The sequence below is a fragment of the Actinomadura sp. SCN-SB genome (assembly GCF_043906805.1).
Classification (GTDB): domain Bacteria; phylum Actinomycetota; class Actinomycetes; order Streptosporangiales; family Streptosporangiaceae; genus Spirillospora.
The window spans coordinates 1-19,434 of sequence record NZ_JBIMPP010000057.1 but is presented as its reverse complement, the minus strand read 5'-3'; the positions used below and the strand labels follow the sequence as shown (position 1 = coordinate 19,434).

Below are 19,434 nucleotides of genomic sequence, written 5' to 3'. Positions count from 1 at the left end.
TCCGTGCGGTCCGTGCGGCCGGCCATGCGCCTCACCGTGCCGGGTACCAGGAGACGGGGTTGGCGATGGGCTGCGCCGGGGTCGGGCGGATCCCCGCCACGGAGTCGCGGGCGAAGAAGAACACCGGCGACAGCGAGACGGGCACGAACCAGGCTTGTTCGACGAGCCGGCGGATGATCCGGCGCTCCAGGCCGGGCCGGTCCGCGTCGGACGCCGAGGCGGCCTTGCGGTCGAGGTCGATCAGCACCGGGTCGGAGCTGCGCATCGGGTTGAACACGGGGGCGTCCGGCAGGAACAGGCCCCGGCCCATGAGGTAGATCGGCTGAAGGCCGTAGCCGATCCCGTAGGCCGGGAACCGGCCGCTGGTGAGCTGGTCGACGTACTGCGCCGCGTCGTTCACGGTGGTGGTCTTGAGCCGCACCCCGATCCGCTCCAGGTCGCCGGACATGGCCTGGGTGACCAGGCCGATGGCGCCGAAGGATCCGGCGATGCTCAGCACCGGCAGGGTGAACCCGCCGGCGTGGCCGGCCTCGGCGAGCAGCCGCCGGGCCTCCGCCGGGTCGTGGCGGTAGAAGGCGGTGGCGTTGTAGCCGTCCCGGCCGGGGGCCGCCGCCTGCTCGGTCGGGATGCCGTACGGGCCGAGCAGCGCCTTGGTGATCTTCTGCCGGTCGACGGCGTAGTTGAGCGCCCGCCGTACCCGGACGTCGGCCAGCGGGCGGCAGATCTTCCCGTCGCGGTCGGCGAGGGCCAGCCCCACGAACACCTGCGGGACGTGGCTGACCCGCAGCCCCGCGGACCCGGCGCTTCCGGCCGTGGTGAAATCACCCTGGATGACGTCGACCTGACCGGTCTTGAGCGCGGCGAGGGCCGTGCTCGGGTTCGGCAGGACCTTGACGAACACCTTCTGGTAGTGGACGTCTCGCGGGTTCCAGTATTTGGGGTTGCGGACGTAGGTGTAGTGGTCGTCGGCGACGGTCTCGCCGGGGGACAGCATGTAGGGGCCGGCGCCGTAGGTCCGCGTGGCCAGCGTCTGCGGTGCCGCGATGGCCGCCGGGCTGATCAGGTTCCCGGCGAGGTAGTCCTGGCTGAAGACCGTGGGCAACTGGGGATGCGGCTCGGAGAGCTTCAACCGTACGGTCAGCGGGGTGACGGCCTGGACCGAGGCTATCGGCGTGAGCAGGCTCACGGCCTGGCCGCCGGCCTTGCGGTAGTAGTCGATGTTCGCCTTGACGGCATCGGCGTCGAGCGGGGTGCCGTCGCTGAAGGTCACGTTCTCGCGCAGGGTGAGCTCGAACTCGGTGTTACGGCCGCCGACGTACCGCCATGCCGTGGCCAGGCGCGGCCGGAGGGCGCCATCGGGCGCCTTGTAGATGAGCGGGTCGTACGCGAGGTTCACGTACCACTCGAACGCTTGATTGATCTTGGCCGGGTCGAGGCTGTTGGGCCGGCTGAAGCCGATCCGCAGGGTGCCGGACCGGCCGGCCGCCGTGCGGGGCGTCCCGCCGCACGCGCTGGCGGCCAGCCCCGTGGTGAGCAGCAGTCCGGCAGTGGTGAAGCCGCGTCTGGACAGGACGGGGCCCGGGGGAACGGTGACGTCGTTCATGGCGTGAGGGTCCTTTGCGGCCGGGGGTCGTCGCTGGGGTGGCGGCCGTGCCAGCGCCGGTCGAGGACGGTCTCCCCGTCGACGGTGATCCGGCCGCGGGCTTCGGCGGTCGTCGGAGTGAGGGACAGCTCGACGTGGACGGTGACCTGGGCGCCCGTCTCCGTGCGCACGGTCGTCGTGGCGTATCCGTCGATCGCCGAGGCTTCGGGGTGGGCGCGGCGGGCGGTGGCGATGAGCTCCCGCTCCTGCCGCAGGCAGTGGGTGCGGCCCGAGGGCCGGGCGGTGAACGTTTCGGCGAGGCGCACGGACACCGCGTCGCCCTCCCCGCCGGTGCGGATCTCCCATTCCGCCCCGGCGGCCGGGTGGCCGGGGTCGGCCGGGTCGCCGGCGGGCGGCGGGTGGTCGAGGGTGGTGGCGGCGCCGGTGGACGCGAGCGGCAGCGCGAGCGTGAGCACGGCCGGCGGCCCGCCGGGTCCGGAGGCGACCGGCCAGACGCGCGGGAAGTCACCGGTGGCGATCACCAGGCGGAGCCGGTGCCCGGCCGCCACCTCGTACGCGATCGGCGCGCAGTCGATGTCGATGCCGTCCTCGCCACCGTCGGTGCCCGTGCCGGAGACGGCCAGGCCGGCGCAGATGAGGGTGGACCGGCCGGCCGGGTCGACATCGGCCAGCTTGACCGAGATCCGGCCGCGGAAACGGGCGAGCCGGACCCGCGGCCGGCCGCCGATCAGCAGCGGCGCCTCCAGCGGCGGCGAGGTGTGGCAGTGGCTGCGGGCGTCGTCGTCCCGTTGGTCGAGCGGCAGCCCATAGCCCGTGGTGGGGATGGCCCACAGGCCGCTGAGCGCGCCGACGGCGGGGTCGGGGGTCGGCGGCCCGGCGCGCTCCCAGACGGACGGGGTGGCGGCGAGGGTGGTGCCTTCGGGCGGCCAGCTCCGGAACGCCAGCCAGCGCGGCCGGTGACCTTGGACATGCAGGGACACCGGCGCGGCGTCGCCGGCTCCGTTCGGGACGCCGCGCAGCCAGCGGTCCCACCACGCCAGCGCCTCCTCAAGGAAGTCGATGGGCGCGAACGGCGAGTCCTGCGGCATCGTGTGCATCCACGGCCCGGCGATCAGGCGCTTCGGCCCGCGCATCCGCTCGTACGCGCGGACCATCCCGTCGACGAACAGGTCGCGCCAGCCCGTCACGCACAGGGCGGGCACGTCGATGGCCGAGGCGTCGATCCGGCGCGCGTCCCAGGCGGGGTCGCCGGGCCCGTGCCGGTGCAGGTCGAGCAGGTACGGTTCGGCGCCGAGCCGCCGCCGCCAGCGGCGCTGTTCCTCCGGGTCGGCGTAGTCGTCGAGCGGGGGCAGCAACTGGGCGACCAGCGTGCTCAGCGCCCAGGTCCCGTGCGCGGCGAGCGCGCCGCGCGTCCCGCCGGGATGGACGAAGTCCCGCCCGGGATCGATCATGCCCATCATGGGCACGATCGCCCGCAGCGCGGACGGCCGGCGCGCCGCGACCCGCATCGCCATGATCGCGCCGTAGGAGATGCCCCACATGCCGACGGTGCCGTCGCACCATGGCTGCCGGACCGCCCAGTCCATGGCGGCCAGGGCGTCGTCCGCCTCGTCCGGATCGAACGGCGCGCGGGGGGCGCCGTCAGAGGATCCGGTGCCGCGGAAGTCCACCAGGAGCGACGGGTAGCCGCGGGCGGCGAACCACCGCCTGGCGGACCGGTCGACCATGCCTCCCAGATCCCGCCGGTACGGCAGGACGGTGAGCAGCAGGGGGCGTGGACCGGCTCCCACCGGCAGGAACAGGTCGCCGGACAGGGTGACGTCGCGCTCGGCGGTGGGGATCCGGACGTCACGCCGCAGCGTGACGTCGTAGCGGGTGTCCGGGGGGTCGGCTTCAGGCATGGCCGTCTCCGTGGGGGCTCTGCCAGGTGCGTCCACACCTTGGGTACTAACTTCGATACGGCAGTACCTAGTTGCGGTTACGTTAACCCCATGTGTCCGGCGCCCGCAATACCCGTCCCCGGCTCGCCGCACCGCTCTGACCTTGTAATGGGACGCAAATGGGTACTACAGTCCGAGAATTCGTACCCAAGGAGGTGAGCCGTGGCCACACCCCTGGATCGGAGCCGGCGACTGCTCGAGGAGTACGGCGCGGCGGACGCGTGCCCCGCCGACATCCTGTGCGACCGGCACGACCCCGACGCCGTCGCGTTCACGATCGTGGACGCGGACCTGTCCGCCGTGGACATCACCTACGGAAGGCTGCGCACCGCTTCGGCGGGCTTCGCCGCCGGGCTGGCCGAGCTGGGCGTCGGCCCCGGCGACCGGGTGGCGACGCTGATGGGCAAGAGCCTCGAACTGGTCGTCGCCCAGCTCGCCATCTGGCGGCTGGGCGCCGTCTACGTCCCGCTGTTCACCGCGTTCGCCGCTCCGGCGGTCGCCGCGCGGCTGGCCGACAGCGCGGCGAAGGTGGTCGTCTGCGACGCCGACCAGCGGCCCAAGCTCGGGCCACCGCCGGAACCGGCCGATCGTCCCTGGCGGATCGTCACCGCCGGCGCCGCGGACGCGCTCGCGGACTCCGGCATCGACTACGCGACCGTCGCGAGCGGCGGCGCGCGCCCGGTCGAGCCGTTCGCCGGGGGCGGCCGGACCCCGCTGGTCCTGGTCCACACCTCCGGCACCACCGGCCGGCCGAAGGGCGTCCTGATCCCGCTGACGGCCCTCGCGACCTGGCAGGTCTATCTCGAGTACGGGCTGTACGTGACACCCGATGACGTGTACTGGTGCGCCGCCGACCCCGGATGGACCTACGGCCTCTATGCGGGGATCATCGCCCCGCTGGCCGCGGGCCGGCGCTCGCTTCTCGTCCGGCCGCGGTTCGACCCGGCGCTGACCTGGTCCGTCCTGGACCGCCACCGGGTCACGAACGTCACCGCGGCGCCCACCGTCTACCGGTCACTGCGGACCTCGCGGCGCCCACAGGCCGGCGGCCTGGCCCTGCGCCGCGCCTCCAGCGCCGGCGAGCCGCTGACGGCGGAGGTCAACGCATGGGCGCCCACCGCCCTCGGCGTGCCGGTGCACGACCACTACGGGCAGACCGAGCTCGGCATGCTGGTGAGCAACCATCATCATCCCGACCTGGCCGGGCCGCTGCGGCCCGGCTCGATGGGCCGCGTCGCGCCGGGCTGGTCGGCCGCGGTGCTGCACGAGGAACGCGACGAGGAGGTACCGCCGGGAACTTTCGGCCGTATCGCCGTCGACCTCCACGCCAGCCCGCTGGCCTGGTTCACCGGCTACGACGGCGACCCGGACGCGAGCGCGAGGAAGTTCAGCGCCGACCGGCGCTGGTACTTCACGGGCGACACCGGGAGCCGGGACGAGGACGGGCACTTCCACTTCTCCGCCCGGGACGACGACGTGATCATCATGGCGGGCTACCGCATAGGACCGTTCGACGTCGAGTCGGTGCTCGCCACCCATCCGGCCGTCGCGGAGTGCGCCGTCGTCGCCGTGCCCGACGAGGTCCGCGGCGAGGTGATCGAGGCGTTCGTGGTGACGTCCGACGGAGGGTCGGGCGGGCCGGAACTGGCCGCCCTGCTCCAGGATTAGGTCCGCGAAGGCTACGCCGCCCACGCCTACCCCCGTGCCGTTCACTTCGTACCGGAGCTTCCGAAGACGCCCAGCGGCAAGGTCCAACGGCAACTGCTGCGCGGGCAGCGGCCGGCTCTGCCGGGACACCCAGCGCGATGAGCCAGGTGAACACGCGGCCTCCCGACTGGCCACTGGACGCGGAGGCGGACTCAGACCGGCCACTGCTCGTGCGGCGGCGGGGCGAGGCCGCCTGGCTCCTGCTCAACCGTCCCGACCGGCGCAACGCCCTCGACCCGGCCCTGACCGACGCGCTGGCCGCGGAGGTCGCCGCCGCGGCCGCCGACGACACGGTCCGCGTCCTGGTGATCGGCGGCGTCGGCGAGGGCTTCTGCTCCGGCGCCGACCTCGGCTACCTGCACGCCTGCGCGCGTACGGGGCGTGACCCGCTGGACTTCCTGACCCGGGTGTCCGACACGTTCACCGCCGTCGCCGGGAGCGGCAAACCGGTGCTCGCCGCCGTGCACGGGCACGTCGTGGCCGGCGGGCTCGAACTCGCGCTGGCCTGCGACGTCGTGGTCGCCCGGGAGGGAACCCTGATCGGCGACGGACACCTGCGCCACGGGCTGCTGCCGGCCGCAGGGTCGTCCCTGCGCCTGCCGCGGCGGATCGGCGAGCCGCTGGCGCGCTGGCTGCTGCTCACCGGCGAACTGGTCCCGGCCGAACGGCTGGCCCCCAGCGGCCTGGTCCACGCCGTCCTGCCGGAGGAGGGGTTCGTGACCGGCGCCGACGCTCTGGCGCGCCGGCTCGCCGCCGCGTACGGACCGGTGCAGCGGCGGATGAAGGACCTGCTGGACGGTGGGGCCCCGCGGCGGAACGACGAGGAAGCGCTGGCCGCCGAGATGGAGGCGTTCGCCGTCCACTGGGCCGGCGCCGACATGACCGCGGCACTGCGCCGGTTCGCCCGGCACGACCGTGAGGCGGGCACGTCGTGAAGCGCTACGTGGGGAGGGTCGTCGCGGTCACCGGCGCCGCTCGCGGGCTCGGCGCCGCCATCGCCGCCCGGTTCGGCGACGAGGGGGCGACCGTGGCGGCCTGCGATGTCGGCACCATCGACGGCGCGCCCGGCCACGCCGCGGTATCCCGCGTCGACGTCGCCGACGCCGCCGAGGTCGCCGCGTGGATCGGCGGGATCCGGGACCGCTTCGGCCGGATCGACGTGCTGGTCTGCAACGCCGGCATCATCCGCGACGGCCGGATCGAGACGATCGGCGACGCGGACTGGCGCGCGGTCATCGACGTCAACCTCGGCGGCGCCTTCCATTGCGCGCGCGCCGCCGTACCGCTCATGAAGGAGCAACGGTACGGCCGGATCCTCTCGCTGTCGTCGATGTCCTGGCGCGGGAACTTCGGGCAGGCGAACTACGCCGCGGCGAAGGCCGGGATCATCGGCCTCACCCGTACGCTGGCGCTGGAGGGCGCCCAGTACGGGATCACCGTCAACGCCATCGCCCCCGGCCTCATCGACACCCCCATGCTGGCGTCGATGAACCCGCGGATCCGCGCCAAGCTGGCCGCCAAGGTACCGCTCGGGCGGATCGGCCGGCCCGCGGACATCGCGGAGGCCGCCGCGTTCCTCTGCTCGGAGGCGGCGGGCTACGTCACCGGCGTCGTGCTCGACGTCGACGGCGGCATCGGGATCGGCTCCGCCCTCCGGTGACCGAGTACGCTTTACCATACGCCAGTACCATGAGAAGTACCGTGGAGTAGCGTCAGACGCACGCCGAGAGGGCCGACGAGGAGCGCAAAGCATGCCGACCCGTCCGCACGCGGGAACGGGACCACCCCGGTCCGTGCGGCTTCCCCGCCGCAGGATCAAAGCCGAACGCCGAGAGGAGCTGCTCCAGCGCCTTGAAGATCTGTTTCTCGCGGAGGGCTTCGGCCAGTTGACCGTCGACGACATCGCGGCGCGCCTGCAGTGCTCGAAGTCCACCTTGTACGCGGTGGCCTCCAGCAAGGAACAACTGGTCACCGCGGCCATCAAGCACTTCTTCCGGGAAGCGACACGGCGGATCGAGGAGCGGATCACCCCGATCACCTCCCCGCCGGAACGCATCGCCGTCTATCTGGCCTCGGTCGGCGAGGAGATGCGGCGCATGTCGCCGTCCTGCTACGACGACATGACGATCTTCGAGGCCACCGACGACATCTACCGCCTGAACGCGCGCGCGTCGGCGCGCCGGGTCCGCGAGTTCATCCGCGAAGGCGTCGACGCCGGTGCGTTCCGCCAGGTCAACGCGGAATTCGTCGGCGAGGCGGTGAGCCTGCTCATCGAGGGCATCATGCACGGACGCCTCCTGGACCGAACCGGCCTCTCCTCCGGCGACGCCTACGTGGAACTCAGCACACTGGTCCTCCACGCCCTGCAGACCGACACACCGCCCGCGTCGGGGACCACGGAGACATCGCCCTGATCCAGGCTGTTCGGCGAGTTTCTCGCAGCAGGCCATCTTCTCTGGTCAGACGTGGCCGCCGTCCACACGGATGTCGGCGCCGGTCGTGTACGAGGAGGCGCTCGTGGCGGCGTACAGAACCGTGCCCACGATCTCCGCGGGCGCGCATCATGCGCGGTGGCCAGAACCTGGCCAGCAAGGAGATCGAGGAGGCCCTCTACCGGCACCCCGCGGTGATGGAAGCGGCCGTCGTGGGCGTGGAGGACCCCGAATGGGTCGAGAACGTCGCGGCGGCGGTCGTGCTGCGGCCCGGCGCCGAGGCCACCCCCGCGGAGATCCGCCAGGCGGCGCTGGCGAGCGGGCTGGCCCGTTTCAAGGCGCCGTCCTGGATCGACATCGTGCCCGAGCTGCCGCGCAACGCCATCGGCAAGATCCAGAAAGGCGTGCTGCGCGAGAGGTACGCCTCCTCCGCGAAGCCGGCCGAGCGGCTGGGGCCGGCGCTATGACCGAAGGGCGGGCGTTCCGGGCCTGATCCCTCCGGCGGCCGGGGCACCCCGGACCCTGAGCGGGCCGGCCCCTGTCCCGGGGCCGGTCAGCGGCCGGTGAACCGGGGTTCACGCTTCTCGCGGAAGGCGTCCAGGGCCTCCCGCGCGTCGTCGGAGCCGATGATGAGGCTCTGGGCGACGGTCTCGTTGGCCAGGGCCCCGGCGAAGTCGCTCTCGAAGGAGCGGTTGAGAAGGCGCTTGATGAGGCCGAGCGCGGCCGGTGGTCCGGCGGCCAGGCGCTCCGCCAGGGCCGCGACGGCCGCGTCCAGGTCGGCGGCGGGGACGACGCTGTGCACGAGCCCGTACTCGCGGGCCGTGTCGGCGCCGATCATGTCGCCGAGCATCGCCAGTTCCTTGGCCCGGTGCAGGCCCACGAGCCTCGGCAGCAGCCACGAGCCGCCCGCGTCGATGGTCAGGCCCCGGCGGGCGAAGATCTGGGAGAATCGCGCCCGGTCGCTGGCCACCACGAAGTCGCAGGCGAGCGCGAGGTTCATGCCTGCTCCGACCGCGTATCCGTCGACCCGGGCGATGACCGGAACGTCCAGGCGGTGCAGGGCGAGGCATGTCTCCTCCACCGTCCGCATGAAGGTCAGCGGCCGTCCGGCGTCCTCGTCGCCGGACAGGTCGGCGCCGGTGCAGAAGTTCCCGCCCGCTCCGGTGAGCACCAGAACGCGCGTGTCGGAGTCGGCGACCTGGCGGAAGGCGGCCAGCAGGTCGGCCCACAGCTCTGGGGTGATGGCGTTCATGCGATGCGGCCGGTCGATGGTGATCGTGGTGACCGGACCGGTCCGGACCGTCGACAGCGATTCCGCCATGCGCGCTCCCAGATCTGAGGTTGACGTCAACGTCATGCTATAGTGAGTAGTGGAGAAAAGTCGAGTGTGACATCATCGTCATATTGGTCGGGATGCTCCCCCCAGACTTCCAAGGCCCTGCGGGCAAGGCGTTTGACCGCGGTGCCTCGCTCCGCGACGATGGGGGACGAGTGGCTCAGTTCCCCTCCATGGGCGTGCCGTTGTCACCATCCGGGAACGAGGAACGCATGGTGGGTGTCGGGAATAGGCGGATGGGCCCGGCGGATTCGCCGCCGGCTCAGCAGGCGCGCCGCCAGGCCGGTCCGGTGACCGACAAGGGACAGGCGCGCCGGCTGGAGCTGCTCGCCGCCGCCCGCAGGGTCTTCGAGCGCAAGGGCTTCCTGGACGCGCGGGTCGCCGACATCGTCCAGGAGGCGAACGTCGCGCAAGGCACGTTCTACAGCTACTTCGACTCCAAGGACGCGGTGTTCCGGGAGGTCGCGCAGGAGGCCACCCGCTCCATGCTGGAGGCGCTGCACACCGAGGTCCACTACGAGGACCCCATCGTCCGCACGCACGCGGCCATGCGCCGGTTCGTGGAGGCCTACCGCCCGCACGCGAAGATCATCGCTTTGATCGAGCAGGTCGGCACCTTCACCCCGGCCATGCGCGAGCTGCGGCTGACGCTGCGCGAGGCGTTCGTGCAGCGCACCGTCCAGGGCCTCAAGCGCCTGCAGGCCGAGGGGCACGCCGACCCCGACGCCGATGTGGAGCTGCTCGCGGAACTGCTCGGCGCCATGGTCGACCACACCTGCTACATCTGGTTCAGCCTGGGCAAGGAGTTCGACGAGGACCGCCTCCTCGACGGCCTCACCCGCATCTGGACCCGGGCCGTCGGCGTCCGGCCGGCGGCGAAGCCTGTGGAGCGCTGAACGCGGGCCCCGCCCCGCGGCGCGGTCAGGTCCCGTCCTCGTTCTCCCCGGCGGTCGCCGCAGCTCGGCGGGCGCGGCCGCGTGCCATCACCCCCGCGCGACGACGCGCCACCTCGGCCGGATCGAAGCCGGTCAGCCAGGACCGGGACGCCTCGGCCTCGATCACTCGTCCTTCCCCGGCCGCCACCTCCTCGATCCGCCGGTAGGACTCCACCAGCGCGGCGACCGCGGGCGCGTGCCCGCCCGTCATCGCCCTGGCCAGCCTCCGGGCCGCCGGGAGCAGCTCCTCGTGCGGCACGACCTCGGTCACCAGGCCGATCCGCAGCGCCTCGCCGGCCGGCACGAAATCGCCGGTGAAACTCATCCGGCGCGCCATCGGGAAACCGACGCGACGCGGCAGCAGCACCGACAGGCCCCAGCCGGGCAGGACCCCGATCCGGGCATGGGTGTCGGCGAAGACCGCCCGGTCCGACGCGATCAGCACGTCGCAGTTCAGCGCGATCTCCAGGCCACCGGTGATGGCGGCGCCGTTCACCGCGCCGATCACCGGCTTGGGCAGCGGCGCCCACGCGCGGCCCGCCGGCGGCCGCCCGTCCGTCGCGGTCAGCTGCTCGCCGGTGTCGCCGAGTTCCTTCAGGTCGAGGCCGGCGCAGAAGGCCGGGTCGGCGCCGGTGATGATCACGGCCTCGACCGTCGGGTCCGCGGCCGCCCCGGCCAGCCCGCGCCGCAGTGCGGCGATCAGGGCCGAATCGAGCGCGTTGCGCACGTGCGGCCGGTTGAGGGTCAGCGTGAGGACGGCGCCGGTGCGCTCCGTCAGCAGCACCCGCTCCGTCCTTTCCGGGCACTCACTCATCGGTGCCCGCCGCGTCCAGCACCAGCGCCGCGATCCGGTCACGGTGGGAGTGCTCGCCGCCGAGCAACAGCGCGTCGGTGACGGCCCGCTTGTAATAAAGGTGGGCCTGGTGCTCCCATGTGAACGCGATGCCACCGTGCACCTGCACGGCCGCCGCCGCGACCTCCTGGTACGCCGGCCCGCAGACCGCTTGGGCGAACCCGGCCGCCAGATGTGGATCCTCCGAGCCGTCCTGGAGCGCCCAGGCGGCATGGTAGGCGGCCGAACGGGCGAGTTCCGAGCGCACCAGCATATCGGCGAGCCTGTGCTTGACGGCCTGGAACGAGCCGATCGGGCGGCCGAACTGGAACCGGTCCCGGGCGTAGGCCACCGACAGTTCGAGCAGGTGCCGGCAGCCGCCGACCTGCTCGGCCGCCAGCAGGGCGCCGGCGGTGGCGAACGCGTGGTCGCAGACCCCGGCCGCCTCCCGCGGAGGGGCGATCGGCTCCGCGCTGCAGGACCGCAGCGTGACCTCCGCCTGGCGCCGGGTCAGGTCCATCGTCGACATCGGCTCGCGCCTGAGGCCCTCGGCCGTGCCGTCGACCGCGAACAGGGCGACGCCGCCGCCCGTACGGGCCGCGACGATCAGGACGTCGGCGGCGTGCCCGTCGACGACGTGCCGCACCGTGCCCTCCAGCGTTCCGGGGGCGATCTCCTCCACCTGGACGGCGTCCGGGGCGAAGCGGCCGCCGCGGTCCGGAACGGCGAAGGCCGCGGTGATCTCGCCCTTGGCGAGGCGAGGGAGCAGCTTGGCCTTCGGAGCCTCGGCGGTGAGCGCCGTCAGGGCCGGGACGGCCAGCCCGAGCGTGCCGAGAACCGGCCCGCACAGCAGCGCGGCCCCCAGTTCCTCGACGGCGATGGCCAGGGTGACCAGGCCCTCCTCTGAACCGCCGTATCGGGCCGGCACCGTGAGCCCCGGCACTCCGAGTTCGGCGCCGAGGCGCTTCCAGACGCCTGGGTCGTATCCCAGCTCGGACTCCATCAGGCGCCGGGCCGCGGCCGGGCCAGCCGTCTCGGCGCAGAAGCGCCGCACGACCTCCCGGAACTCCTCCTGCGCGGGGGAGAACACGTACCGCCGCGAGGTCTCCGCACGTTCCCGGTCAGCCACGGGGCCCTCCCGCCAGGGCCGGCGCGTGTCGTCACGCGGTTCGCCGGGCAGCCCGAGCACTCGCTCGCCCAGAATGTCGCGCAGGATGTCCGACGTGCCGCCCTCGATGGTGTTGGCCCGCGACCTCAGGAAACGCTGCTGGATCGGGCCGCTGAAGTCGGGTGCGGGCGCGTCGTACGACCCGTAGAGGGTGCCTTCCAGGCCCAGCAGCTCGATGCAGAACGCGTAGATGCGCTGGTTGAGCTCGGCACCGGCCAGCTTGGACACCGTCGCCTCCGGGCCGGGGGCACCGGTGGCGGCGATGGCCCGCCCGCGCTCCCCGTCGAGCCGCAGCGCCCGTGCCTCGATCCACAGGCCGGCGAGCCGGTCCCGCATCACCGGAGTGTGCAGGTCGGGCCGCTCGGCCCAGAGCTCCAGCGCGTCGGCGATGGTGGTGGCGCCGCTGAGCGGCGTGTGCCCGCCGAGCGCGGACCGCTCGTTCATCAGCGTGGTCATCGCCACCCGCCACCCGTCGCCCACCTCCCCGAGCCGATACAGGTCGGGCACCTTGACGTCGGTCAGGTAGACCTCGTTGAACTCGGCGTTGCCGGTCATCTGCCGCAGCGGCCGGACCTCGACCCCGGGCCAGTCCATGCCGATCACGAAGTAGGTCAGGCCCCGGTGCTTGGGCGCGTCGGGGTCGCTGCGGGCGAGCAGCAGTCCGTAGCGGGCCTCGTGCGCCCTGCTCGTCCACACCTTCTGCCCGGTCACGCGCCAGTCGGCGCCGTCCCGGACCGCCATGGTGGCCAGGCCCGCCAGATCCGAGCCGGCACCGGGCTCGCTGAACATCTGGCACCAGATGTGCTCGCCCGTGGCCAGCGGCCGCAGCAGCTTCTCGTACAGCTCCGGGCGGCCGTGCTCCAGCATCGTCGGCGCGGCCATGCCGTAGCCCATCGCGTTGACCACGAACGGATCCGGGCCGCCGGCCGCCCGCAGGATCCGGTCGGCCGCCTCCTGCAGGCCGCGTGCGACCCCGAGACCGCCGAGCCCGACCGGGAACCGCACCCAGGCCAGGCCGGCGTCGTACACGGCCCCCAGGAACTCCCGCTGGGAGACCTTCCGCGGGTCGTGCTCGGCGACCACCCGCCGGGCGGCCCGCTCCACCAGTTCCCTGTCGTCCATCACTCGTCCGGCAGACCGGCGGCCTTGCGGGCCAGGGCCTTCGCTCGGTCCATGTCGTAGTGGCGACGGGTGACGAGGCGCTGGGCGAACAGGCCACCGCCGGACTGCAGGTTGGTGACCAGGTGCCAACCGCCCAGCGCGTCCGCGGTGGTGTCCCGGATGGCGTGGAACAGCCTGGTCCGGTACTCGCCGGAGACCCCGTCCCCGGTCGACATGTACTTGTCCAGGAACGGCCTGAGCGTCGAGTTGTCGAAGTCCGACATCGACGGCGCCGTGACCACGGCACCGCCGGCGATGTCATGCAGATGCCGGACCATCTTCCCGAACTGCGTGGCCCCCTGATACTTGGTGACATTCGTGAACATGTCGTCGGGGTAGTAGTACCCCTCGGGCGTGGCGTGCGCGTGCGCGATCGCCGCCTCCAGGCCGGCCCGCAGCAGGGTGGCGTGGATGATCATCTCATCGATCTTCTCCCGGATGTGCGCGATCTTCGCGGTGCCGTTGGCCTCGGCGATGAGCTGGGCGAGCCCGACCAGCTCATCGGCCTGGTGGACCATCAGCGAGGTGCCCCCGAGCCGCTCCCAGAGGCCGAGCGAGTGGGCGAACACCGCGGCCTGGCTGGTCTGGCCGTCCAGGAAGATCCGCTCTTCGGGGACGAAGACGTCGTCGAAGATGCACATGCAGTCGGGCATGCTGAGCCTGCTGCTGGTGGGGTAGTCGCGCTCGTCGCGGCCGACCGGGTGGTACGTGGTGTTGACGATGTGCACACCGGGGGAGTTGACCGGGACCGCGCAGGCGATGGCGTAGTCCTCCTCTCCCTCCTTCATGTTCTTCGTCGGGATGACCATCAGCTCGTGCGCCAGTGCCGCCGCGGTGATGTGCAGCTTGGCCCCGCGGATCACCACGCCGCCGGGCTTGCGGTCGACGACCCGGACGTAGGCGTCCGGGTCGTCCTGCATGGCCGGGTGCCGGCTGCGGTTGCCCTTGGCGTCCGTGATGCACTCGACGATGCGGATGTCGCGCCGCCGGGCGTCCTCGACGTAGGCATGGATCCGCGGGACGAACTGGGGCGCGGTGTCGGCGATCCGGGTGGCCGAGACCAGGAGGGTCATCAGGGACTGGTAGGTGACGTTGAGCGCCAGGTCGTGGTCGACGACCATCGGGATCCGGTCGCGCAGCTCCTGCGGGCTGCGCGGGGCCGTCATCAGCTTGTTGACCGCGCCCGGCTCGGCGGAGTGGAACTCGTCGTAGCCCTTGGCGATGGCGTCGAGCGGAGCGCGCAGGGTCGGCTCGGCCTCCAGGTCCTCGATCAACCGGCCCTCGAAGTAGACCTTGCGGCCGTCCTTGAGGGACTTCTTGTACTCCGATCCCGTCATCATGCGAACGATCTCCTGTCCCGTCCCGGCACGGCTGGGGCTAGTATGATTGTGACGTCGATGTCACTTTTTGAGGATCGCTCACGGCACCTCCGGATGTCAACGTGCGGGTGACCCGATCAGCGATCCTCGAAAACCGGCGCGCGCCGGGCGAGGAACGCCGCCACGGCCTCGCCGTGGTCTTCGGTGAAAGAGGTCATGATCTGGGTGCGGTTCTCCAGGTCGAGGCCGGCGACGAGGCTGGAGACCTCCAGTTGGCTCCACATGACCTCCTTGGTCATGCGTACGCCCATCGGGCTGTTGCCGATGATGGCCCGTCCCGTCTCCAGCGCGGCGGCGACCACCTCCCCCTCGGGGGCGATCCTGGTCACCAGGCCGATCCGGTCGGCCTCGGCGGCGTCGATCAGGCGTCCGGTGAGGAGCAGCTCGAAGGCCCGGGAGGCGCCGACCAGTCTCGGGAGCAGCCAGCTCACCCCGATGTCGCAGCCGGACAGCCCGATCCGCACGAAGGAGGCGTTGAACTTGGCGCTGGGCGCCGCGATCCGGATGTCCGAGGCCAGCGCGAGGGCCAGGCCGCCGCCGCTGGCGGGGCCGTTCACGGCGGCGATCACAGGCTGGGGGAGGGCGCGCAGCTTGGGCACCAGCGCGGCGATGTGCTTCTGCAGCCACAACCGCGACTGGGGCGACCCGTCGCGGTTGCCCTCGTGCTCGACGAGGTCCAGTCCCGCGCAGAAGCCCCGGCCGCGGCCGGTCAGGACGACCACCCGGCAGGCGGTGTCGTCGGTCAGCGCGTCGAGAGCCTCGTGGAGTTCCCGAAGCAGGTCCGTCGACATCGCGTTGAGGCGGTGCGGACGGTTGAGCTCGATGAGCCGGACCCCGGGGAGCGGCTCGCTCTGGATCACGGTCGTGGCGGCGTCCTCGCTGGGGGAGGCGCTCATGCCGCTCGCTGGGGTCGTACGGATTCGTAGGAGTGCACCAGTGGTTCCCGTCGCAGCATAGATTCTGAAAATGACGTCAACGTCATATTATGCACCCCCCACGACAGGAGCAAGAGGCCACCGTCCCCACCGGTGTGCTCGCCCACCGTGACAGCACAAGCCCTCCCGGAGACCGGGACGTCAAGTTGCTCCGGAGCCTCCGCCGATTCCCCGAGGGCCGAGCCATGCCCGCACCCGTCTGAGAACGCGCTCGGCCGCCGCGTTCGCCTCCTACTGCGACGTCGCGCCACCGGACGCTCACGGCCACGAACCGCCGGTGGGATGGTGGACCGCGAGGGATGGCCGGTCGCAGCCGGAGCCCGGCGATCCCGAACACGCGCATCACCCGCTCGACACGCTTGTGGTCGACCCGGGCGCGCAGCTCGGCGGTGATCCGCGGCGACCCGTAGATGCCGTCCAACTCGGCGTGGATGCGCCGGATCCGGGCGGCCAGTTCCTCATCGGCCCGCCGCCGCGCCAGCCGTGCGGCGGCGGCGTTACGCCACCGGTAGAGGCTGGAGCGTGCGATCTGCAGCACCCGGCACAACCGCTTCACCCCGTAGGTGTCACGATGGTCCTCGACGAACGGGAAGCGGTTAAAGGAGTCCGGCGACCTGGTGTCCGGCGGCGAGGCGGACCGCAGGGTCCATGCTCCCGGCCTTCGGCCAGTTCCCGCCGGTCGAGTGAATCATTACCGTATGAACGACTTGCCTCGTCCGGTGCCACCTGTTGAGGCCCTGCAAGGTGCGCTCGTGGAAGCGGTCGTGGTCGATGGTCGCTGGCGGGTGCGATACACCGAGGATTCCGAGGCCACGTCTCCATATGACGGCGAGGGGTTCGGGGCGACGCTTGATAATGCATGCCTACCTGTTCGAACCTGGCCGCAACCCGCGCAGCGTCTACACCGAGGTGTTCGGCTGGTAGCTGGGTCCGCCAACTTCGACCCCCGGTCGCCCAAGGCACTGAAGTAGCTACACGAATACAGCACAGTCAAACAGGACGTTGGCGGGCGCGTCTGCGATCCACCCGCCGATCGCGGTGTAGCCCTTCATCCCACCGCATGGCACTTCAGCCGGTGTAGCGCGGCTTACCGGTGGGAGAGCGAGCGCAAGAGGTCCTCGGTGAGTTCGGCGAGGCGTTCGGCGTCGTGTTTGTCGAGGGTCCGCAGGGACAGGTCCACGGGCCTGCCACGGTCGACGGCGGTGAGCGGAGCGGACGGCGGTTCGTCGATCCACTCGACGATGGGCCGGATCGCGGTCTCCACCGGCCGGGCCTTGAACCGCGCCAGCAGCCTGATCACCCCGCGCACCAGCGGGTTCAGTGGGGACAGGTCTCCGCTGCGCGTGAAGCCGGGATGGTAGAGCACGTACCGGGCCTTGCCCGCCGCCCGGTCGGCGAAGGAGACGCCGAGCAAGTCGTTGGCCCTCCCCGCCTGGAGCTGCGCCCGAGCCATGCCGTACTTGCGCCGCAGCTGCAGGTCGTCCCAATGCACCGAACCGGCCGTGTTGCCGACCCCGGCGACGTTCACGATCAGCGGCGCGGGCGCCGCGTCCATCACCGGGCGCAGCAGGTCGCCCAGCAGGTACCTGCTCAGGTAGTACAGCGCGAAGGTGAACTCCAGCCCGTCGGCCGTCTCCCGCCGTTTCGGGCTCTGCCGGTTCGCGCACAGGACGAGCGCGTCGACCACGGGATGCCGATCGGTGATCTCCTTTGCGACTCGGCGGACCTCACCCACAGCGCTCAGATCCGCGCGCAGGAACCGGAACCGCTCGCCGGCACCCGTACGGGTCGCCTCCTCGGCCAGCGCCCGGCCCTTCGGCCCGCTGCTGCCGATGACGATCACGGTGTCACCCCGGCCAAGGCGCGCGAGCGCCGTGGCCCGGCCCATGCCGTCGGTCCCACCGCTGACCACCACTGTCTTGGTCGTATGCCCGGACATGCGCTCGCTCCTCGGTCGTTCGGCGACAATCATCAAGCGACCACTCGTCCGGGCGAAAGAAGGCAATTCGATGTCTGATACGCACACCGATGTGCCCTCGGTGGTCAGCGCGCCGCTGCCGATCCCGGTACCGCTGGAGGAGCATCAGGCCTGCCCGGTGACGGACGTCCTGCGGCGCGTCGGCGACCGGTGGAGCGTGCTGATCATGATCCTGCTGGGCAAGCGCTCGTACCGGTTCAATGAGCTGCACCGGTCGATCGAGGGGATCAGCCAGCGGATGCTGACGCGTACCTTGCGTGGCCTTGAACACGACGGCCTGGTGAGCCGGACCGTCCATCCGACCAACCCTCCAACGGTCGAGTACGACCTCACGCCCCTCGGCCGTACGCTCCTCGAGCCGCTGTCCGCCCTCGCGGACTGGGCGGTTGCGCACGGCGCGGACATCGCCACCGCCAGGGAACGCCACGCCGCCCCCTGATCCGCCCGCCACGGGAAGGACTGACGCGTAGCCGCAGACGGGACGTTCGCGAGAGCAGACCGGGTGGCTGGCCTAATGATCCATATTTTAGCTCGCCATCCACAATTAATGATGACGATCATTGGTTTTCTAATGGCTGCTTCAATGTGCGGTACGGGTGCAGCTAACGGCCGCTTGCAGGCCCTATGGGACCGGACTTATGTCATCTACATGCGCCATCCTCTACGATGTGGCCGAAGTCACCAACGCCCTGCAAATGGTTCGGGGTGGTCTCACACTCAATGCCACCCAAAGTCAAGCCCTGGGGGTTCGGGAGGCGGGGGAGAAGGATGGGGGCTCGGGGGTTTCGGCGGAGGTGGCGTTCCGGTGTCGTCACCTACCTTCGGTTCCTGTGGTCTCTCAAGCTCGGGCACAGGTCGCTGGGGGACGGGTGGAGGAGGCGGCTCGGGCTCCTGAAGCGTCTCGGTGAACTTCTTGACCCCGTCCAGCAGCTTCTGCGCAGCGGTTCGATGAGGCCCCTCCATCCCATCGACCAAGTGCTGGAGTGTTCCCGGGTCCACGATCGCGGTCTTGCCGCCGATTTCGTCGTTCGCCGCCTTCACCAGGGGTGCGATCGCGGCCAGGTCAACCGTCTGGAACATCGCGAGCGTGACGACTTCCAGCGCCTTACCCAGGATCGCGTAGCCCGCCTCCTGCGGCGATTCGCCCTTCAGGGCATCACCCGCTGTCTCAGCCAGTGTGAACGCCATCCGCACCGGCTCGGGCAGCACCACAAGCTTCGCTTCGGCCATCAGCAACTCTGCACGTGCTTCTCCGGGCGAGCCATCCCTGGGCAACAGATCAGGCCGTGCCGGCAGCGGATGCTCCAGCCGATGAACGGTGCTGCGGACCGGTGTCCGAACCTCCACCGCCTGGATCCACGCGCCACCATATTTATCGAAGTCGTAATGAAGCACCCACCGCGCAGCGGGATCCCTCAAGACCATCCATTCCCCAATCGCTCGCGAGATGAAGGGCTCAAGGATGAGCCGAGCCTAGTCAACAAGCCAGGCCACCGACGTGTCACCCCAAGCCCAGCCCCGCAGCACACGCTGCGGCACTCTTCTGCCCCATAGGACGCCAAGGTCGCCTACCTGGTCCGGTACAAGGTCGCCCCGCAGATGCACCCTGAGTCAGACGTGTGGATCCACCCGACCTGGTGCGCCGAACGGAACTAGGGGCCTGTTCGGAGTTCGGATCACGGAGTCCAGACCGATTCGGTGACTTTGCGCTCGCACGTGTGAGTGGGCGGTAACACGGTGGCGTGACCCGTGGTGATCTGACCGATGATGAGCGGGCTCTGATCGAGCCGCATCTCTCGCTGGGCGCCCGTGGGCCGATCCCTGACCTGCGCAAACAGTTCAATGGGGTGATGTGGAATATGCGACGCCTTGAAGACGGCGAGTCCGGGGCCCAGTTCGAAGTAGGCATTGCCTTTCATATGATGACAAGCGCTTCAAGCATCGAATAAAACTAATTGACCGCCTGGACGGTCTAGATTATCGTCATGGCGATGCATGTGAAGAACACAATGGGCGCAATGCAAGGGG

17 protein-coding genes and 1 pseudogene are annotated in these 19,434 nt (G+C 71.1%); 8 read left to right on the top strand and 10 right to left on the bottom strand.

The window, feature by feature from the left end:
- Nucleotides 1-31 precede the first annotated feature (31 nt).
- Both ACGWYJ_RS29105 and ACGWYJ_RS29100 read right to left on the bottom strand, forming a co-directional pair.
- A complete protein-coding gene (locus ACGWYJ_RS29105; protein ID WP_395109623.1) occupies nt 32-1,603 on the bottom strand; it encodes an ABC transporter substrate-binding protein in 1,572 nt (523 codons plus the stop codon).
- Nucleotides 1,600-3,504, bottom strand: coding sequence for a CocE/NonD family hydrolase (locus ACGWYJ_RS29100; RefSeq protein WP_395109622.1), 1,905 nt, complete (start codon nt 3,502-3,504; stop codon nt 1,600-1,602). The genes ACGWYJ_RS29105 and ACGWYJ_RS29100 overlap by 4 nt, the downstream gene beginning before the upstream one ends.
- Nucleotides 3,505-3,705: 201 nt before the next feature.
- On the opposite strand from ACGWYJ_RS29100, the pseudogene ACGWYJ_RS29095 reads away from it, so the two are divergent.
- The 5 genes and pseudogenes from ACGWYJ_RS29095 (at nt 3,706) to ACGWYJ_RS29075 (ending at nt 8,149) form a co-directional block, all read left to right on the top strand.
- Nucleotides 3,706-5,352: pseudogene (locus ACGWYJ_RS29095) on the top strand (AMP-binding protein).
- Nucleotides 5,349-6,185 carry an enoyl-CoA hydratase/isomerase family protein gene (locus ACGWYJ_RS29090; protein ID WP_395109621.1) on the top strand — a complete coding sequence of 279 codons (837 nt, stop codon included), beginning with the start codon at nt 5,349-5,351 and terminating at the stop codon, nt 6,183-6,185. Before ACGWYJ_RS29095 ends, ACGWYJ_RS29090 begins: the two are co-directional and overlap by 4 nt.
- Entirely contained in the window at nt 6,182-6,910 is a 729-nt protein-coding gene (locus ACGWYJ_RS29085) for an SDR family oxidoreductase (RefSeq protein WP_395109620.1), read from the top strand. Before ACGWYJ_RS29090 ends, ACGWYJ_RS29085 begins: the two co-directional genes overlap by 4 nt.
- 91 nt (nt 6,911-7,001) lie before the next feature.
- Entirely contained in the window at nt 7,002-7,664 is a 663-nt protein-coding gene (locus ACGWYJ_RS29080; RefSeq protein WP_395109619.1) for a TetR/AcrR family transcriptional regulator, read from the top strand.
- Nucleotides 7,665-7,813: 149 nt separating this feature from the next.
- The gene (locus ACGWYJ_RS29075; protein ID WP_395109618.1) at nt 7,814-8,149 is read left to right on the top strand and encodes a hypothetical protein; all 336 of its coding nucleotides are present in this window, start codon (nt 7,814-7,816) and stop codon (nt 8,147-8,149) included.
- 86 nt (nt 8,150-8,235) lie between these two features.
- On the opposite strand, the gene ACGWYJ_RS29070 is transcribed toward ACGWYJ_RS29075, so the two are convergent.
- Entirely contained in the window at nt 8,236-9,003 is a 768-nt protein-coding gene (locus ACGWYJ_RS29070; RefSeq protein WP_395109617.1) for an enoyl-CoA hydratase/isomerase family protein, read from the bottom strand.
- 305 nt (nt 9,004-9,308) lie between these two features.
- Between ACGWYJ_RS29070 and ACGWYJ_RS29065 the strand changes: the two genes are divergently transcribed.
- On the top strand, nt 9,309-9,914 hold the full coding sequence (locus tag ACGWYJ_RS29065; RefSeq protein ID WP_395109616.1) for a TetR/AcrR family transcriptional regulator: 606 nt from the start codon (nt 9,309-9,311) through the stop codon (nt 9,912-9,914).
- A gap of 25 nt (nt 9,915-9,939) precedes the next feature.
- Here ACGWYJ_RS29065 and ACGWYJ_RS29060 read toward each other — a convergent pair whose 3' ends face one another.
- From ACGWYJ_RS29060 to ACGWYJ_RS29035, 6 genes are all read right to left on the bottom strand, one after another.
- Nucleotides 9,940-10,737: an enoyl-CoA hydratase gene (locus tag ACGWYJ_RS29060; protein WP_395109615.1), complete on the bottom strand. Its 798-nt coding sequence runs from the start codon at nt 10,735-10,737 to the stop codon at nt 9,940-9,942.
- A gap of 22 nt (nt 10,738-10,759) precedes the next feature.
- Nucleotides 10,760-13,075, bottom strand: coding sequence for an acyl-CoA dehydrogenase family protein (locus ACGWYJ_RS29055; RefSeq protein WP_395109614.1), 2,316 nt, complete (start codon nt 13,073-13,075; stop codon nt 10,760-10,762).
- Nucleotides 13,075-14,454, bottom strand: a complete 1,380-nt coding sequence (locus tag ACGWYJ_RS29050) for a 4-hydroxyphenylacetate 3-hydroxylase N-terminal domain-containing protein (protein ID WP_395109613.1) — start codon at nt 14,452-14,454, stop codon at nt 13,075-13,077. Before ACGWYJ_RS29050 ends, ACGWYJ_RS29055 begins: the two co-directional genes overlap by 1 nt.
- Nucleotides 14,455-14,570: 116 nt before the next feature.
- The gene (locus tag ACGWYJ_RS29045) at nt 14,571-15,389 is read right to left on the bottom strand and encodes an enoyl-CoA hydratase/isomerase family protein (RefSeq protein WP_395109612.1); all 819 of its coding nucleotides are present in this window, start codon (nt 15,387-15,389) and stop codon (nt 14,571-14,573) included.
- A gap of 82 nt (nt 15,390-15,471) precedes the next feature.
- Nucleotides 15,472-15,966 carry an IS3 family transposase gene (locus ACGWYJ_RS29040; RefSeq protein WP_395109611.1) on the bottom strand — a complete coding sequence of 165 codons (495 nt, stop codon included), beginning with the start codon at nt 15,964-15,966 and terminating at the stop codon, nt 15,472-15,474.
- A 549-nt stretch (nt 15,967-16,515) separates the two neighbouring features.
- Nucleotides 16,516-17,367 (bottom strand): SDR family NAD(P)-dependent oxidoreductase, encoded by an 852-nt coding sequence (locus ACGWYJ_RS29035; RefSeq protein WP_395109610.1) that lies wholly within the window; start codon nt 17,365-17,367, stop codon nt 16,516-16,518.
- 70 nt (nt 17,368-17,437) lie between these two features.
- Between ACGWYJ_RS29035 and ACGWYJ_RS29030 the strand changes: the two genes are divergently transcribed.
- Nucleotides 17,438-17,845, top strand: a complete 408-nt coding sequence (locus tag ACGWYJ_RS29030) for a winged helix-turn-helix transcriptional regulator (RefSeq protein ID WP_395109608.1) — start codon at nt 17,438-17,440, stop codon at nt 17,843-17,845.
- Between the two features lie 278 nt (nt 17,846-18,123).
- Here ACGWYJ_RS29030 and ACGWYJ_RS29025 read toward each other — a convergent pair whose 3' ends face one another.
- Entirely contained in the window at nt 18,124-18,636 is a 513-nt protein-coding gene (locus ACGWYJ_RS29025) for a hypothetical protein (RefSeq protein WP_395109607.1), read from the bottom strand.
- 512 nt (nt 18,637-19,148) lie between these two features.
- Here ACGWYJ_RS29025 and ACGWYJ_RS29020 point away from each other — a divergent pair.
- Nucleotides 19,149-19,355: a hypothetical protein gene (locus ACGWYJ_RS29020; protein WP_395109605.1), complete on the top strand. Its 207-nt coding sequence runs from the start codon at nt 19,149-19,151 to the stop codon at nt 19,353-19,355.
- The last annotated feature ends 79 nt before the right edge of the window (nt 19,356-19,434 follow it).

Coding starts and splice junctions, on each gene's coding strand:
- ACGWYJ_RS29100 (WP_395109622.1), bottom strand. CDS start 3,504: ATGCCTGAAGCCGACCCCCCGGACACCCGCTACGACGTCACGCTGCGG.
- ACGWYJ_RS29050 (WP_395109613.1), bottom strand. CDS start 14,454: ATGATGACGGGATCGGAGTACAAGAAGTCCCTCAAGGACGGCCGCAAG.
- ACGWYJ_RS29035 (WP_395109610.1), bottom strand. CDS start 17,367: ATGTCCGGGCATACGACCAAGACAGTGGTGGTCAGCGGTGGGACCGAC.
- ACGWYJ_RS29105 (WP_395109623.1), bottom strand. CDS start 1,603: ATGAACGACGTCACCGTTCCCCCGGGCCCCGTCCTGTCCAGACGCGGC.
- ACGWYJ_RS29090 (WP_395109621.1), top strand. CDS start 5,349: ATGAGCCAGGTGAACACGCGGCCTCCCGACTGGCCACTGGACGCGGAG.
- ACGWYJ_RS29070 (WP_395109617.1), bottom strand. CDS start 9,003: ATGGCGGAATCGCTGTCGACGGTCCGGACCGGTCCGGTCACCACGATC.
- ACGWYJ_RS29055 (WP_395109614.1), bottom strand. CDS start 13,075: ATGGACGACAGGGAACTGGTGGAGCGGGCCGCCCGGCGGGTGGTCGCC.
- ACGWYJ_RS29080 (WP_395109619.1), top strand. CDS start 7,002: ATGCCGACCCGTCCGCACGCGGGAACGGGACCACCCCGGTCCGTGCGG.
- ACGWYJ_RS29025 (WP_395109607.1), bottom strand. CDS start 18,636: ATGGCCGAAGCGAAGCTTGTGGTGCTGCCCGAGCCGGTGCGGATGGCG.
- ACGWYJ_RS29075 (WP_395109618.1), top strand. CDS start 7,814: ATGCGCGGTGGCCAGAACCTGGCCAGCAAGGAGATCGAGGAGGCCCTC.
- ACGWYJ_RS29045 (WP_395109612.1), bottom strand. CDS start 15,389: ATGAGCGCCTCCCCCAGCGAGGACGCCGCCACGACCGTGATCCAGAGC.
- ACGWYJ_RS29030 (WP_395109608.1), top strand. CDS start 17,438: ATGTCTGATACGCACACCGATGTGCCCTCGGTGGTCAGCGCGCCGCTG.